This is a genomic window from Gimesia maris (genome assembly GCF_008298035.1).
Classification (GTDB): Bacteria; Planctomycetota; Planctomycetia; order Planctomycetales; family Planctomycetaceae; genus Gimesia; species Gimesia maris.
The window spans coordinates 1,805,806-1,822,159 of sequence record NZ_CP042910.1 but is presented as its reverse complement, the minus strand read 5'-3'; the positions used below and the strand labels follow the sequence as shown (position 1 = coordinate 1,822,159).

The 16,354-nt window shown below is 48.4% G+C and carries 9 protein-coding genes and 1 tRNA gene; 5 read left to right on the top strand and 5 right to left on the bottom strand.

Translation table 11 applies throughout. The features are described 5' to 3' along the window. The first annotated feature begins 87 nt into the window (after window positions 1-87). Window positions 88-3,615, top strand: coding sequence for an acyl-[ACP]--phospholipid O-acyltransferase (locus tag GmarT_RS06910; protein WP_002648591.1), 3,528 nt, complete (start codon window positions 88-90; stop codon window positions 3,613-3,615). A 219-nt stretch (window positions 3,616-3,834) separates the two neighbouring features. Next, the gene (gene lexA / locus GmarT_RS06905) at window positions 3,835-4,443 is read left to right on the top strand and encodes a transcriptional repressor LexA (protein ID WP_002648592.1); all 609 of its coding nucleotides are present in this window, start codon (window positions 3,835-3,837) and stop codon (window positions 4,441-4,443) included. 25 nt (window positions 4,444-4,468) lie between these two features. Here lexA and GmarT_RS06900 read toward each other — a convergent pair whose 3' ends face one another. Next, entirely contained in the window at window positions 4,469-5,023 is a 555-nt protein-coding gene (locus GmarT_RS06900) for a DinB family protein (protein ID WP_002648593.1), read from the bottom strand. A 281-nt stretch (window positions 5,024-5,304) separates the two neighbouring features. Between GmarT_RS06900 and GmarT_RS06895 the strand changes: the two genes are divergently transcribed. Next, window positions 5,305-5,377 (top strand) — tRNA-Ala (locus tag GmarT_RS06895). A gap of 183 nt (window positions 5,378-5,560) precedes the next feature. On the opposite strand, the gene GmarT_RS06890 is transcribed toward GmarT_RS06895, so the two are convergent. Continuing rightward, a complete protein-coding gene (locus tag GmarT_RS06890) occupies window positions 5,561-6,094 on the bottom strand; it encodes a Flp family type IVb pilin (protein WP_002648594.1) in 534 nt (177 codons plus the stop codon). Between the two features lie 1,061 nt (window positions 6,095-7,155). On the opposite strand from GmarT_RS06890, the gene GmarT_RS06885 reads away from it, so the two are divergent. Then, window positions 7,156-7,611: a hypothetical protein gene (locus tag GmarT_RS06885; RefSeq protein WP_002648596.1), complete on the top strand. Its 456-nt coding sequence runs from the start codon at window positions 7,156-7,158 to the stop codon at window positions 7,609-7,611. A gap of 95 nt (window positions 7,612-7,706) precedes the next feature. Here GmarT_RS06885 and GmarT_RS06880 read toward each other — a convergent pair whose 3' ends face one another. The 3 genes from GmarT_RS06880 to GmarT_RS06870 form a co-directional block, all read right to left on the bottom strand. Continuing rightward, the gene (locus GmarT_RS06880) at window positions 7,707-8,609 is read right to left on the bottom strand and encodes a tetratricopeptide repeat protein (protein WP_052301280.1); all 903 of its coding nucleotides are present in this window, start codon (window positions 8,607-8,609) and stop codon (window positions 7,707-7,709) included. A gap of 544 nt (window positions 8,610-9,153) precedes the next feature. Continuing rightward, on the bottom strand, window positions 9,154-11,475 hold the full coding sequence (locus tag GmarT_RS06875; protein ID WP_002648599.1) for a M48 family metallopeptidase: 2,322 nt from the start codon (window positions 11,473-11,475) through the stop codon (window positions 9,154-9,156). Between the two features lie 144 nt (window positions 11,476-11,619). Beyond that, entirely contained in the window at window positions 11,620-12,390 is a 771-nt protein-coding gene (locus GmarT_RS06870; protein WP_002648600.1) for a M90 family metallopeptidase, read from the bottom strand. A 791-nt stretch (window positions 12,391-13,181) separates the two neighbouring features. On the opposite strand from GmarT_RS06870, the gene GmarT_RS06865 reads away from it, so the two are divergent. Then, the gene (locus GmarT_RS06865) at window positions 13,182-14,918 is read left to right on the top strand and encodes a ThiF family adenylyltransferase (protein ID WP_002648602.1); all 1,737 of its coding nucleotides are present in this window, start codon (window positions 13,182-13,184) and stop codon (window positions 14,916-14,918) included. Window positions 14,919-16,354 lie beyond the last annotated feature (1,436 nt).

The window sequence follows — 16,354 nt, the reverse complement described above, 5'->3', positions numbered from 1 at the left end:
ATATTTCCCAAGCTTGTACTCCAAGTGACTCTGGTTGAATCCAGACGATTGAACCAAGCCGTACGAAAATCTGGATCGCTTAATAACATGAATTCCACGATCACCGCAAAAACAGAACCCCGAAAACGCGGTGTACGCAAAGGGACGCTGAACTCGCCTTCATTTCTGGCCTTGCTCGGCACTCAGTTTCTGGGAGCGATGAACGACAATATGTTTCGCTGGTTCATCATTCCCATCGCCAAACCGGAGATCGGTGATGCGAATGCGCTTTCCTTAGGACTGGCCTGCTTTACGCTCCCTTATCTGCTGCTGGCCAGTCTCGCCGGTTATCTGGCAGACCGTTTCAGTAAACGTACGGTGATCATTGCCTGCAAAGTCGCAGAAATTTTTATTATGATTGCAGGGGTCTGTGCAGTTCTGATCGGGAATCTCTATCTGCTGTTTTTCATCGTGGCTCTCATGGGCTGCCAGAGTGCGCTCTTCGGTCCTGCCAAGTTTGGAAGTATCCCCGAAATGCTGCGAGATAATCGCCTCTCACGCGGTAACGGTATCATGGGATTGACGACTGTTGTGTCATCGGCCATGGGATTTATCGCAGGCAATTATCTGTATCACATTACACAACCCAGTCTCTCCGCCCCCGGTTCTTTTAGTGATATCAGCTTCGCCGCCTTCACCCTGGTAGGTGTCGCTGTGCTGGGAACAATCACCAGCCTGAAAATCAGGAAGCTGGAACCCGCTGCTCCTGATCGAGAGTTTCCCTATAATCCCGCCAAAGAGACCTGGCATCAGATGCAGATGCTCACCAGCAGTACTCCCCTGTTGAGAACCGCTTTAGGTGTCGCTTTTTTCTGGATGCTGGCTTCGCTGGCACAGATGAACGTGGATACGTACGGCATCAATGAACTGAATCTGACTCAGAAAGATATCGGTCCTCTGCTGGGAATCCTCGTCTTCGGCGTGGCGCTGGGCAGCATGCTCGCAGGGATCTGGTCTTCCGGACGCATCGAACTGGGAATTGTCCCCCTGGGGGCTGCCGGCATTGTCATCACCTCGCTGCTGCTCTACTTCACCGGAAACAGTGTCATTCCTGGATCCGAGTCGAACTCACAACTGCTCTACGGTCTCTCCCTGTTGTGGCTGTTTCTACTGGGGGTCAGTTCCGGACTGTTTGATATTCCGCTGGAAACGTTTCTACAACATCGCAGTGACGTCGACACGCGGGGCAGTATCCTGGCAGCTGCCAACTTCCTGGCCTTCCTGTTTATTCTGATCGCTTCCTTTGGCTTCTGGGTCATGCAGGCAAAACTCGAAATGTCCGCCAGCCAGATCTTCATGGTACTGGGCCTGCTCACCATTCCGGTCGGGATCTATATTTTCAAGCTGCTCCCCAATGCAACCATCCGCTTCATGGTCTGGCTGGTTAGTTGTACGATTTATAAACTGCGTGTGAAGGGGGTTAAAAATCTGCCTCCGAAGGGGGGAGCCCTGCTGGTAGCCAACCATGTCTCGTGGCTGGATGGCGTGTTCCTGATCCTGACATCCACGCGACCGGTCCGCATGATTGCCTATTCCACCTACGTCCAGGGCCCCTGGGTCGCGTGGCTTACGAAGTTGTATAATACCATCCCCATCAATGTAGAAGATGGCCCCAAAGCATTAATGCACTCCATCAAAACAGCCCGATCTGCCATTGAAAACGGAGAATTAGTCTGTATCTTTGCGGAAGGGAAATTAACCCGATCGGGATACCTGCAGCCTTTTCAATCGGGTCTGATGAAAATCATAAAAGGCACAGGCGCCCCGGTGATACCCGTCTATATTGATGAACTCTGGGGGAGTATCTTTAGTTTTCATGGCGGAAAATTTTTCTGGAAAAAACCTCGCAGATGGCCTTATCCCGTTTCCATTCGCTTCGGGAAGCCCATTCTTCATCCCGAAAATGAAAAGCACGTCCGTAGAGTAGTGCAAAACCTGGGAGTCGAATCTGCCAATTTTCGAAAGACATATCAAATGATAGCGCCAAGATTGTTTCTGAGAAAATGTAAGAGTCAACGATTCCAGCAAAAAGTAGCCGATTCCACGGGAGTGGAACTGACGGGTGGAAAATTATTGACCGGTGCGCTGCTGATGAGGCGACTGCTCAACAAATACGTTCTGAAGCAGGATGAAAAAATGGTCGGTGTCCTGCTGCCTCCTTCCGTAGGCGGCAGTGCGGTCAATGCCAGCCTTGCCATTTCAGGCCGCGTCCCCATCAACCTGAACTACACCCTGTCTGACAGTGATATCAATTATTGTATCCGGGAAGCAGGCATCAAAACCGTGCTGACCAGCAGCAAGTTCCTGGAGAAAAAGCCCATCGAAATGGATGCGAATGTGGTCCTGGTCGATGAGATCAAACTCAAAGCGTCCCTGTTTGACAAACTCATCAGCCTGTTCATGGCTTACATCCTCCCGGCCTGGTTGATCGAACGCATTATTGGTCTGACCAAGGTCAGCTCAGACGACCTGAGTACTGTCATCTTCACTTCCGGTTCAACAGGACGCCCCAAGGGAGTCATGCTGACTCACCATAATATTATTTCCAATATCAACTCAGCCGACGACCTGCTGCAACTCGCCCGGCGTGACTGCATCCTGGGAATCCTGCCGTTCTTCCATTCGTTCGGCTACACGATTGCACTCTGGATGCCTTTTGCCAGAAACATGCGATCCTGTTTCCACTTTAACCCGACCGATGCCCGCACCGTCGGCAAAATGATTGAAAAATACAAAGTCACACTCTTTACCTCCACGCCTACGTTCCTCAGGCATTATCTGAAACGCTGCACACCGGAACAATTCCAGTCACTGGAGATTGTGATTACCGGCGCAGAAAAACTGCCTCAGAGCCTGGCCAGAGAATTTGAAGAGAAATTCGGCATCTTCCCGACTGAAGGTTACGGCACGACAGAACTCTCTCCCGTCGCTGCGGTGAATGTTCCCCCCACACGACAGCTGGACCCGACAGAAGTCAGTGCCAAGCCGGGCACCGTAGGCCGTCCCATCCCCTGTGTCATGGCCAAAACCGTGGACCCGGATACGAGGGAAGATCTCCCTGACGGAGAGGAAGGCCTGTTGTTTATCAAGGGGCCCAATGTCATGAAGGGCTATCTGAATAATCCGGAAAAAACAGCAGAGGTCATTATCGACGGCTGGTACAATACTGGTGACTTTGCCATCATCGATAATGAAGGATTTATCAAAATCACCGGCAGGCAGACCCGCTTCTCCAAAATTGGCGGAGAAATGGTCCCGCATCTTCGGATTGAAGAACTCATCATCGACATTGTCAGCAACCCGGAGGAAGATGAACCGGAAGTCCAGGTCGCGGTGACTTCGGTTCCCGATCCGAAAAAAGGGGAACGGCTGATCGTCCTGCATAAACCACTGCAGATTTCAGTCGATGAGATTCTCAAAACGCTCGCCAGCGAAAATCTGCCCAATCTCTGGATGCCTTCCAGCGATAGTTTTCTGGAAGTCGAAGCCATCCCTCTGCTGGGCACCGGTAAACTCGATCTGGCAAAAATCAAGCAGGTTGCCTCTGAAGCCTTTGCAGCCGAAGTCACCAGTTGATATCATCATTATTACTTTACATGCTTTAGCGGTGTGCTTTCCGCACATCTTTCGCTTTCGCAACAGCTTACACAGATTTATTGAAAACTGTGTTAGGTTTTGGGGTCTCATGAGTCCATTAGTGTAAAGAACGGGCCATTGTATAGTGAAAACGCTATTTAGAGTGTGATCACTATGGTGTAACCGTTTAGCGATAGTGTATGTGATGAGGAAGCAGGCATGATAAATCAAAATGTCAAATTGACGGAGCGGCAACTGGCGATCTATCAATTTCTGAAAGACAAAATTGTTAACCGTGGATATGGTCCCACGGTCAGGGAAATCGGCGATGCATTCGATATCCGGTCTCCTAACGGTGTGATGGGACATCTGAAAGCTCTGGAACGAAAAGGGCTGATTAAACGTAAATCCCATATCTCACGTTCCATTCAACTTTGTGACAATGCACAGAAACCGGCAAACGTTACCTTTTCCGGTTCACTACAGGCTGGGACACCAATCATCCCACCAGCGGCAGATGACTCACAGGTTGATTTCAGCGCTCTGTTTGAGAGTGGCGATAATTTCTGCCTGAAAGTCAAAGGCAACTCCATGATTGAAGCACAGATTCAAGAAGGAGATTTTGTCGTTGTCAAAAAGCAGGACACCTGCCAGCAGGGCGAAATTGTCGTGGCACTGGTCGATAATCAGGAGGCAACATTGAAACGCTTCTATCAGGAAGCAGACCGTGTGCGACTGGAACCTGCCAATTCGACCATGTCCCCCATCTATTCCACCGACGTTCAGGTGCTGGGTGTGGTGAAGGGTGTCATCCGCAAGTTTAACTGAGTCACTGCAGACTGGCTAATCCGGGTCAGTCTACTGTGCCCATCTGCGTTCGAGCGAGGGTAATCAGCATCGTTGCCGGCAGAGGCTCTATGCCAATCTGTCGCAGCATGTTGATAACCTGCGCTGTGGTATATTGCGCGTGCGTACAAACATGCAGCAATATATCTTCACAACGCGTCTGATGCACGCGCCCTTTTCCACTGCTCGTACTCCGTTTATTGACCAGGTCATCCAGCATTTCCGTCGAAATCTGCTCCAGATAGTCAATCCACCTCTGTTCCTGTGCATTCCATTTCTGCTTCAGTTCTTCCAGGGACCTGATCCCACCTGCTCCCTGCTGATTTCCCGGCAGTGCCTCTGCCACATCGCCGGGCAAAACGGGAGACTCGTTTCCCTGTAATGCTTCCAGCCAGACATACTCAGCCGCATATAGATGCACCAGTGACCGCCAGACAGATCCCTGGCCGATGGAAAAACTCTGATGGAGCTGCTTATCCGAAAGTGCTTCTGCCGAGTCCAGTAAAGCCTGGTTTACCCAGCGCCGATGTTCATGTAATCGAGAGATCGATCGAACGGCCATTCATTGCCCCTGATTTTTTATGTGAAACTCAAGCAAAACAAGCCGCATACAGACCACCGGCTCCTGTTCATTCTCTCAGAGCTGTATTACACGCCCGGGGTTCACAGTTCAGATCACAAAATCACCTAAACCTTCACTGGGTTTTCACTTGGAACAACCCATTTTTGTTTTCTCAGTACGATTTTTGAGCGTTTTTTTATTTAGATTGTTTCTCAGCTCTTGAATTGCCGAAACTATTTTCTATCCTTAGCCTTAGATTCAGCGGGAATCAACACCATTCTGGGGGATTAGCTCAGTTGGGAGAGCGTTTGGCTGGCAGCCAAAAGGTCACCGGTTCGAGCCCGGTATCCTCCACTTTAAGCCACTTGCAGTGTTCTGCAAGTGGCTTTTTTTATTTTGATTAACTCTTGAACAAAGCTGCTGAATGCAAAAAAGATCGGCACAGTCTCTTATCGGAAAGACTGGCCGACCTTTAGCTACCACATGCCCGGTCTGGTGGGTCCCGCGGGAGATCCTGCCCGACGAGCCCACATTGTTCTACTTCTGTTGTACATTAGGAGTGGATGATGGTTGAGGCTGAGGTTCAGGAATCACTTTCTCTTCGCCAGGCACACAACCGGGGCAATCCAGATCAGGACCTTCGATCACGTCTTCCTGCACAGCCCCTGGTTTACAAAGTTCACAGGGCTGATCCACCACTTCAGGTTCCAGGACCAGGTCTCGGGAGTAACTGCCTTGAGTTCCACCATAATTGCCACCGTTCCCCACAACATTACAACTGTTGTACCCCAGAACCGCTCCGCCTCGTGGATAGTTGAAATAACATGATCCAGAATAGAAGGCTTTAAATTTTCCAAAGTAGCTTTGCGAATAATAGCCACTGTAAGCGTAGCTCTGATTCAATGAAGAAATCGCAGTCCCGATATCCGAAAACTCACTGATGACAGCCGTCTGGACATAACTTAAGCCGACAATCATCGCCAGGACGGCAACGGTCAGGATAATGACCAGTTCAGCCGAGAGAACGAATCCGCCTTCATCGTTCCAGAATTGTTTGACAAATTGATGCATGGGAAGCTCCTTTTGTGATCTTGATGTTCCGCATTTTGATTGAAAAGTCTGCTTGATCCGCTCTGGAGAATCACTCCAGGGCGTACAGGATTCAACAGCACGAAATCAACCTGTCTGTTGAACAGATTGATCAACGCTGTTGCACGATAAATTGTGTTTCTCACAGGGACGATTCCCTGCCTCTGATACTGTTGGTCGATTGAAAAATGCCGATTGGCTAAAGCGGGAGAGGAAAGTTTCTCAGGCTTTCCTTATCTGGATTTCGAGGCGGAACTCAATTACCTCACTCACCATAAAATCAGGGTAAATACCAGAAGTTCTCTCCGCTTCAGTCAATCAGTCATCGGTGGTCTCTCAGGTCACCGACTTGTGCAACGGTCTCTCAGGTCGCCACACACTCTCTCTATGCACTTAACTTCTCCTGACACGTTCAGACAGGAGAATCATTTTGTGAATGGTATAACCGTCATATTCGGACTGTTCAGTAATCTCCGAATAACCGGCATGCCTGTTACATTAGGCAATATGCGTGCCATACGAAGAACGCCTATGAAACCTACAACCAGGATTTTCGACATAAACCATTTAATCAGAATAACTTATATATTCGGAATAAAGCTGTATTCGAAAAGATGCGGTCAGCAAGAAGCGGGAGTTCGACCTGGAATGTTCAGATTGCTTTACAACGACTTTAACGCTTTTGATAAGAAATCTGGTCGTATCGGTTATGACGATCAGGCAGGAAACGCAGCGGAAAGGCTCGGTCTCAGGACCGTCGGCTGGTTTTTCAGAACCAGGGTGAGAAATTTCAGTCGAGTGAATGGTTTACCGCTTGCGTTGATAGAGAAACGAAGCAGAAATATGGACAGGTAAGGAAGCTCTTTTCACATCAGGGGCTGGATGAGGGGATCAGCTCATTCCATCCTAATTCCTTAAAATCTTCACAGCACCCATCTTGTTCATCTTTACATTAACTATGGTATATGACCAAAATACCAATCCGGGTGACTAATAACCTGGATCGGTCTAACGCGACATCAAGCAGTTGAGAAAAAAGAACCATGAAGAATCGGACGCAATTGAAGTATTCAGCACTGGCGTTACTGTCACTGGTCTGCCTGGCGAGTTCCTGCCAAAAGTCTGAACGAGACTTGCTGATCGGGCGATGGCAAAACTCCAGCGGACCTAACATGATTTTCAATAGAGATGGGAGCGTCTACAGCGTGCATCTGGGAAAACGGCGTAAAGGCGCCTTTTACCTCGATACAGAATCGGATCCACAGCAAATGGTCCTCGACATGCGAAAAACGGAAATCAATGCCGTTTTATTTTTTGATTTCCATGCTTTCTCTGAAAAACATTTAGAGCTGACTCCTACTTATGTGCAGAGAACTGGCGGTCCCAAAAAAAAGTCTAATGTGACTCGAAAATTACTATTCCAGAAAATTGATCCCAACGATCCTTTGATGGGAGCCAGTCGCTTTTCTGCAAAAGCAACTCCGACAGTCGCCCCCTAACCTCTCGTTAAACTGTTGGGAAGTAAACGGCGCATTAAAAAAGCAGCAGTCGTCAATCGACGTCTGCTGCTTTTGTATTTTGTTTGTTTCTTCGCTTATTCGACACTGCGAACGTTGGTCACAGATTCCAGACTTTGAACGGTTTTGAGAAACGTATTATCAACTGAAGGTATATAGTCGTCGTTGCTCACATGCAAAGGAGGCTCAAAACCCTGAATCGGCAATTCCTGGACTGCAGAAATCTGAGCCACAGGTTGCTCCATAGTTCCGATCACTTCTGCATCAGCTTCTGTGATGATCCTGAATTCTGTGTCTTCTGATTCAGAAACAACTGACTCTTCTGTCACAGTTACGACTTCAGACACGAACGAATCAGCTGGGACTGGTTCTGTGACAGGAGTCTGTGCAACCTGAACCTCAGGTTGTGAGATTGTTTTTTCCATCTGCTGTTTCTGCAGCTGGGCAACCTGTACCACGGCTTCCTTGATCGAATCCAGGTCTGGATTGATTTCTAAAGCGCGGTGATAATGCCGGGCTGCATCATCCAGCATACCTCTCTGCAGGGAGATATATCCCAGATTGGCATGCGCTTCTTCAGCACTCATCACAGTACGAGCTACCTGATAAGCCTCGTCCATGCGTCCCTGATGCCCTAACACGAGGCTCAGATTGTTGAAGGAGCGTTTAGTACTGGGATCTCGTTTGATCGATTCTTCCAGTGCAATCTCAGCAGCGGGAAGATCATTCTGCAGATAAAGGGCATAACCCAGGTCTGTCAGATATTTGGGATTCTCGGGCTGAACCTTGACTGCTTCCATCAGATATTTGGTGGCAGTTTCATGTCGGCCCAATTTTGAGTTGACAATCCCCATACGATGTAAAGCGACTGAGTTCCCTGGATTTCGCTGTAACATGACACGATAAGTCTGCTCGGCTTTGACGAACTGACCTTTTTCTTCAGCCTGTCGCGCCATTATCATTTGGGGAGACTCATCCATTGGCAACTTCAGGCCTGATCGCACCATATTCGGAGAGTGAGAACATCCCGTTGTCAAAAGAGCGGCCACTCCGGAAAAGAGGACCATTGTCCATATTGTTGAGTTTCGCATTCCATTACCTCACAAAATTTAATTGTGATTTTTCACTATCCATTGTGAGAAACACTCAGACCATCCTGGGCAGACACAAGTATTAAAACAGGCATTGCTGACCTGAAAGTGACTCGAAATTGAATCCGTTCTACATTCAGTCCCGGTGAGAATAGTTAAAGGTAGATTCTATCTACGAAACACCAGGACTCCTTTTCATTTATCGACCACCGTTAAGCCTGGGATGAAAGAAGTCGTAGAATCCCGGAACTCTTCTCGAATTCCTATCTGAAGCAGACCCTATATGTTCACATTGCTTCAACAATCGGCAAAATCCGCCGATCGAAATCGGGCAGAACCATCAAAAACGCATATACATCAATGCATTCTGATCCGTCGCCTGCTGAGTAGCTATGGGGATGAAACCGGCAGAAATGAAAGCCCGACACTTCATTTACGATTCCTGTTCGTCAGTGTCTGCTTCCTGATACTCGGGTAACACTTCAAAACCCAGTAGTGTTTCCACTTGCTCTGCCAGCAGACAGAGACGTCCCAGCACCCGATGATTCAAGGCCATCAGACTATCGAACAGAGCCTCTGCCGCACCCAGAAGCTCTGCTGGGTTATTCGATTCCGGAATCCGTGCGAGTGCAAATTCGGCAATCGAAATATCGACACGAGAATGTTCAAAAGGATACAGCAGGCGTTTAAAACGATTGTAAATCGAATTCAGCAGCGCTTCCATTTTCTCCATTTCGGAAAGCACCACTTCACAATATTTATCATCGGTACGCAAATCATCAAAAAAACGCAGTAACACCTGAAGCGCAACCGAGTTCATATGCAGTTCCCATAAACGGCTGATCTGTGAATTCGTGGCCTGTAACGCCAGCAGCAGATCAGGCAAGTCACGTTCCCAGAGAGCAGCATCAGCAATCTGAGCCTGCACTTTTGGGACATGAAACAACTGCAGGCCCCGTTCGAGTCGATTCACGACCAGTGTTTCATACTTTTCCAGTTCGCCGCGTGTTTCGCTTTTCTTCCGTTCAATACCATGCTTTGCATTGATGACCTTATCGTAATTCTTCAACGATTTGAAAAAAGGATCATCAATATCCAGCTTGAGCCGCGCGCGTACAGCGACTTCGGCCATCGTCACACTCATTGATTTTGACTCAAATTCACGATACTCATCAATAAAGGATTTATATTTCACCCGATATTTCAACTGCTTCTCTCGACTGCTTTTCAATTCCTGTGCACACTGCTTTGCATCATCCGGGGTATGAATGGCGGACTCGGAAAACAGCAGTGGGCGGTTCGGATAAATCGCTCCCTGATAAAATCGTTGCACCGCTTTATGGGACTCATTTTCTGCTTCCAGTCGAATCTGTAATTCATCCACCGAATGCAGGTCTTCGCGCGGGATTTTCTTGCCGAACACCCCGTAATAGAAATCACGTGTGACAAATTTGGCTTCCCGGGAAAAATCGCTGAACAAAACCGTTGCTGGAGACTTCAACTGGAAGATTCCCTCCGGATCTTCATCCTGGATATTGGCGATTCGCTCCAGCGTCGCAGGATGCGTATCAAACCAGCCGGTCTGCTCCTCTTTGATATGCTTATTCACAGCCTGTTTTACTTCTTCCGGCAGCTTATTCAAATTGATATTGATCAATGCAGGGAAATTGTCAACCAGTCGCCCCTCAGCATAAAACTGTCCCAGATCACTTAATGCCCCCTGGTTGGCGACTCCCAGTAACGCCAGCCGTTTACTGGTCACTGCAAAACAGCGACTTCCCGCCAGACGTGCCTCGTAACGATCTGCGTCAAACTCCATCTGCCGCATCAGAAAACCACTTACCAGGTGTCCCACCATCATCAGTAACCACAGAATTTTTCGTGTGAGCCAGACAAACAGCCTTGCCAGGTACAAAACCCAGCTCACACGTATGTCGATGGATTGCGACAGATACTCCAGCCGCTCATCCCATGCATCACGTTCGTAGACCACGCGCATAAACCACATATTGATACTGCGGATAATAAACGAAAGTCGCATGCCGGCTCCCTGCGAAAAATGACCAAATTCATGTGCGAGTACTCCGGAAAACTGCCTCAGCGATAAACCGGCAACCAGAGGCATGCCGATTGTCAGCACCAGGTCATTCCCCAGCATACTCAACCAGCCCCGCCGGAAACCGGCGGACGCATTGACCTGAATATCAAGGTTAATCTGCACCGGTTGCGGCGCACCGACGGCGTCACAGACCTGATCGACAAACATAAACAGCAGTGGTTCTTTTTCCCGCTTCAATGCACGAAACGCCGAAGAATGAGAAGGCCGCGAAAAGAGTGGCTTCAACATGAAAATGATCAGAATCACACCGACGATAATCGGTGTCAGATACACCAGCAGCAGCAGGATCATCCCCTTGCCTCGATTGCGTGTCGAAGAACTCGAACTGCCGGCTTCAAACATACTCAGTGAATGAACGGCATGAAAATAAACGCCCCAGATCACCCCACCGATCATCGCAATGTAGATCAGCGGCAGTAAAACCATGACGAAACTGACCAGGAGCGCACACAGGCGATACATCATTGTGGGAGTGACCGGCTCGATATTCCCTTCGAATGCCTGCATGATTTTACGCGGCGTCAGTTTCTGTATCTCGCGACTGGAACGTTTCCGAGGTTTTGCAGGTGAAGATTTTTCAGCTTTGGCAGGCTTCTGGACAGACTGTTTCACTCGACGGGGGGCAGAATCACTCATCACGGTTCCTGTCTCAATCTTGCTGCCGCGAAGACTTCCCGGAGCGCCACATGATCTAACGAACAGAACTCCTACTTGACATATAGTAAGTAGTCCAGTTCATAAAATCCATAATCATTTCTGGCACATTAAGACAATTTTAACTTAATACTGCCGCGCTGGATCCTGCCGATAAAACATGCGCAGAGTTTCATAGAGATCAACAGAATATTCCTGCATGAGTCGCGGTTGTTCAAAAAAATGTTCGGAACAGACGGCAAAAAATTCAGCCGGATTGGTGGAGCCATATGGATCAATAAATGTGTCCTGCCCCTGTTGTACCTGTGAAACCAGCCTCTGAAACTCTCTGGTCATCACTTCATTCCAGCGCCGATATTCTTCGGGACCACTTAGCAGTGGAGTACCATTAAACTGCCGGTCAATGGCATCGTAATAATGCGCGAATTCATGGATCACAACATTGCGACCATCATCGGGAATCTGCCCTCCCTCCCGAATACTTTCCCACGACAACACGATCGGCCCCTGTCCCCAGGATTCTCCCAGGCGGAAGGACGTCCCTTCTGTCAGCACGCCGATCGAGTTGAGCATCTCCTCGCGTGCCATATAAGTATCAGGATAAACCAGTACCGTCTGCAGGCGATCAAAGCAGTCGGTGGCAAACCCCAGTGTCAACAGGCAGGCCTGCCCGGCGATTGTCAATTTGACTTCTTCGGTAATTTCAAAACCATTACAGCCTTCCCAGTACTTTTCTTTGAAGAAAATCTGCACACGCTGATAAAGCAGCGTCCGCTGAGCCTCGGTCAACCGGGAGAGCTGCGATACGTTCTGATCCAGGATTGTTAACCAACTGTCTGGCATCGGCGAAGCCAGAATCTTTCTGCGTCTGCGGTTCCGCCACCAGGTAAATAACATGAAAAACAATCCTCAACCATGAATCTGAAATCGTATGCTTGACGTTCGTCGTGGAATTCAGGAGCATTATAGTATCAGTGAACTCAAAACATAGTCCACGAACTTTTTTCTGAATCTTCAAATCGACAGTTCAATTGAAAGCAATCATGAGAAATCTCGCCCGACTGACACTCATTGCCGTATCACTTTATTTCCTGATACCAGATAGAACAACGCTCTCTGCAACTGCTCCTTCGAAGCCGAACATCGTCTTTATCCTCGCCGATGATAAGAATTAAGCTTTCGCTGACAGCGGCTTTTTACCCCTGAATCAGTGCTTTATTCCGCATATTACTGCTTTTAACGATTCAGCGAAATTTAGGTTGATTTTGGTAAATCCAGTTGAATTAACTACACTTTGCTACATCACACTTCAATGCATCAAGTGGCTTGGCTCCTGAAACGTAACACTTAAATCCCACCAGAGATAAGCTTTTAAAGAAGAAAGAACCATGATTTTCACAAATAAAAATGAATGACTTTTCGTGAAAATCTCTGGCGTATCTTCGTTAATCTCCTGAGAAGTGAGCTTTTGGGGCATTTCTGGTCTTTCAAGTCTTCTGAGTCAGGGGGAAAACACCCAGACCTCTTCTCACTATCCCCTCATCAGAACAGGAGGGTTGGTAATGGCTGTGTCACAGGTCTGATGCCCCTCGAAACCTGCGGTGGAAATCCACCGGCAGGGGCCTGCTTGGCTCTCCATATTCAAAGATCTTTTCACACTTTAACTTAAAGCTTTACGGGAGACACTCATGAATCTGCCACGTCAAAAACAGTTACCCCAAGGACGCTTTTATAATCCTGAAGATCTGCAGGAATGCTGCCTTTCTAATTACGACATCGGAGCGTGCGATCTCGAAAATCCTGGCGGTGTATACCGTATCACGCGGAGTGTCTATAACGAGATCGAGAAACGAATTGGGAATCAACCCGCCGAGACCGGAGGAATGCTGGGAGGCAATCGAGAAACAGGTATCGTGACTCACTTTCACTTTGACGAATCGGCGAGTTGCAGTGCCGCAACCTACAGCCCTGATTATCAAACCCTTTCGCAACTCCTCTCTGAAGACTGGAATCCAAAGGGGATCAATTTACTTGGTTTCGTGCACAGCCATCCAGGGAGTATGGCATATCCCTCTGGAGGCGACATGACTTACGCTTCCAGAATTCTTGCTAGTAATAGCGCGATGCAGAATTTACTGATGCCTATAGTTGTAACGAAGCCTAATGCAGGTCGATTTGAGCTCGTTCCCTTCTCAGCAGTGCGTCAAGGCCGCAGTGTCGAAATTCAATCTATGAAGTTTGAGATCATAGATGACGAATCCATAGAGCCTCGACCCGATGTGGATCAGTACAGCGAAGAACTGATCGACTATTCTGCATCATGGCTTCCAAAATGCTTTCCTCTTAAAGTTGTTGCCGGCTCTGAAGATCCCTCAGTGAGAATTCTTAGTAAACTCTGCATGCGGTATCACCACGAGAATGGTCGACCATGGACAGATACCAGTAACACGTTCCAACGAGTTATCGGTGCTTATGACCTGGAGCGTTTGTCTCGTTGCCGGGTGATCTACGTGGGAATGGGAGGAGCTGCGTGCTTTGCCGAAGAACTGGCCCGGGCTGGTGTTGGTGAGCACGTGTTGATCGATGGCGATGTTGTCTCAGAATCAAATCTCGCGACGCAACAGACATACCGGGAGGATATCGGGAGACAAAAAGTCGATTGTGTCTCGGAGCGTATTCTCAGCATCAACCCGAACGCAGCTGTGTCCGCGGTCCCTCGCTTTTTGGATGATAATTATACCGATACGGAGTTCCAATCGCTGGTTGCATCCCCGTTGAGATCGGGGTTGGTCTACAACTCCAATGCACTACCGAAAATCAGTGCCAAGGGTGTATTGCCAGAAGTCGTATTGCTCTGTGGTCTCACTGACAGCTTTGAAGCTCAGGCTCGAATCAATCGCCTGGCCCTACAGTACGGCATTCCAGCTTTGTGCGCACAGGTCTATGCCTCGGGTGAAGGCGCTGAGGTTACTTTCTCTCACCCTGACGTGACACCCGCTTGCCAACGATGTGTTCTTGGAAGCAGGTATCGTGCGTACCTTGAGCAAAACTTCCAGAACAATGTCACCTCGGACGGAACACCGATTTTTTCCACAACGAGGCTGAATGCCATCAAAGGCTTCGTTGGGCTCGCGTTGTTGCAACATGGCTCGAAACATCCTCGCTGGAATCAGCTGCTGCAACGGATCGGCAACCGAAACTTAATCCAAATCCGCATGAGCCCTGAATTGCCACTTGACGTATTTGACAGGGTCTTCGGAGGTGGTGATCAGAGCCGGCAGCTCTTTGACGAAACCGTCTGGTTACCACAACAACCGGAAGGGCTTGAAACAAACCACCCGACTTGTCCCGACTGCCGTGCCACGGGCAATCTATTGGATGCCATGGGTACGTTTTCAGATACTCGTGAATTGCATACGAAATAGGCCTCATAGAACTTTAATTCCGTACCATTCGATGGTTCTTTTCTTGAGTCGAAAGGCAACAACATGATTACTGTGACTGTTTTAGGCCGTTCTAACAGCCAGCCCCAACGGGGAAGAAAGGTTTCAGTCCATTGGACGTGGAGTCATAGCACAGGTTACACAGACGGTAATGGTTCCGTTAACCTTCAAGGAGGCCCGGGAACTGGTACTATCTATGTGAGTGGTCAAAAAGTCAGGTCAGGTCGACTTTCTCATAACATCACTGTATATGGGTAAATAAGATAACGCACGAAAACGGTTGGCCCAGCGACTGCAATACAGTTCGTTGTGGCCAGCTGTTTTTTCTGATATCTGAATTCGTGAAAGCCCGTAGCGGAGGTGAGAATGGAACTAAACTAGCACCCATTACCGCCTGTGAACTTTCATAAAAACCATAGCGAGTAACGACGCCAACTGAAGTTATCAGAGTCGTTCTCCGAGAACGTAGAAAAACAACTCTCAGAGCACCTTGGCCTGTAGCAATTGAGTAAACGATTGATCGAAGAGAGAGCCCCCCTGGCGGACTGTTCCTGGTTTGGGACTTTGTCCGACTGCTGCCTCTGAGTCGGCCGTACAAAGTAAGTGACTGCTCAAAGTGTACTTGCAGCAGATTGAGCAGCGTTCGAGTAACCCCGGCTGCCGTTATATGTATCACACAGACAAATGATCCCGAAGATGCTATGAGGTTCGGTGGAGCCCTATAGAAGGGGCTTATGACACCTCAGAATCGACTGGTCCGGATATACTGCTGCGTCTTATCAGCCCACAGAGCGGCAACTTGCTTAACCTGTGAATACGAATAGAGAGGTGTATTCCAACAGACGTATTTCCGATTGCCATCGGAAAGCCGATGTATTGAGTGAGCATCACTGGCTCTCCTTTGATAACCTGGTTGCGACTCAATGTACGCATGCCATGTACCGTCTGGCTGTTCTTCGAACAGGAAAAGGTAATCGGCCAGACCATCTTTAGTTCGATAGTAAACTCGGTATCTTCTCATTAAGTTTGCTCCCCTGGTCGGTTAGCCGTACTTCTTTTTTAATGGCTGCTCCTAGGCAACATCTTATAACGTACCATTACACAGGGTGCAGGCGGCGCGTGATGGGTTCGAATGGAACGCCTCTTGCTTTTCGCTAATTAGACGTTGTAGCAATGGCAAACCACGCTGGTCCACATCCTGGATAACTAACGAAAGCCTGACGTGATTTTTCACCAAAAGACAGAAATAAATAATATGAAAATGCAGGTATCTTCTTCGTTTGTAAAAGGGAGCTTACCACGTGTGTAGTGACTACATCTAAAACTATACTTGTGCTCAGAACTTGTTTCTGTTTCAACGACAGGTAAACAGAGAGCTAATTTATAGAGGGCACTGCTGAAATCGATCAGTTCGCTAA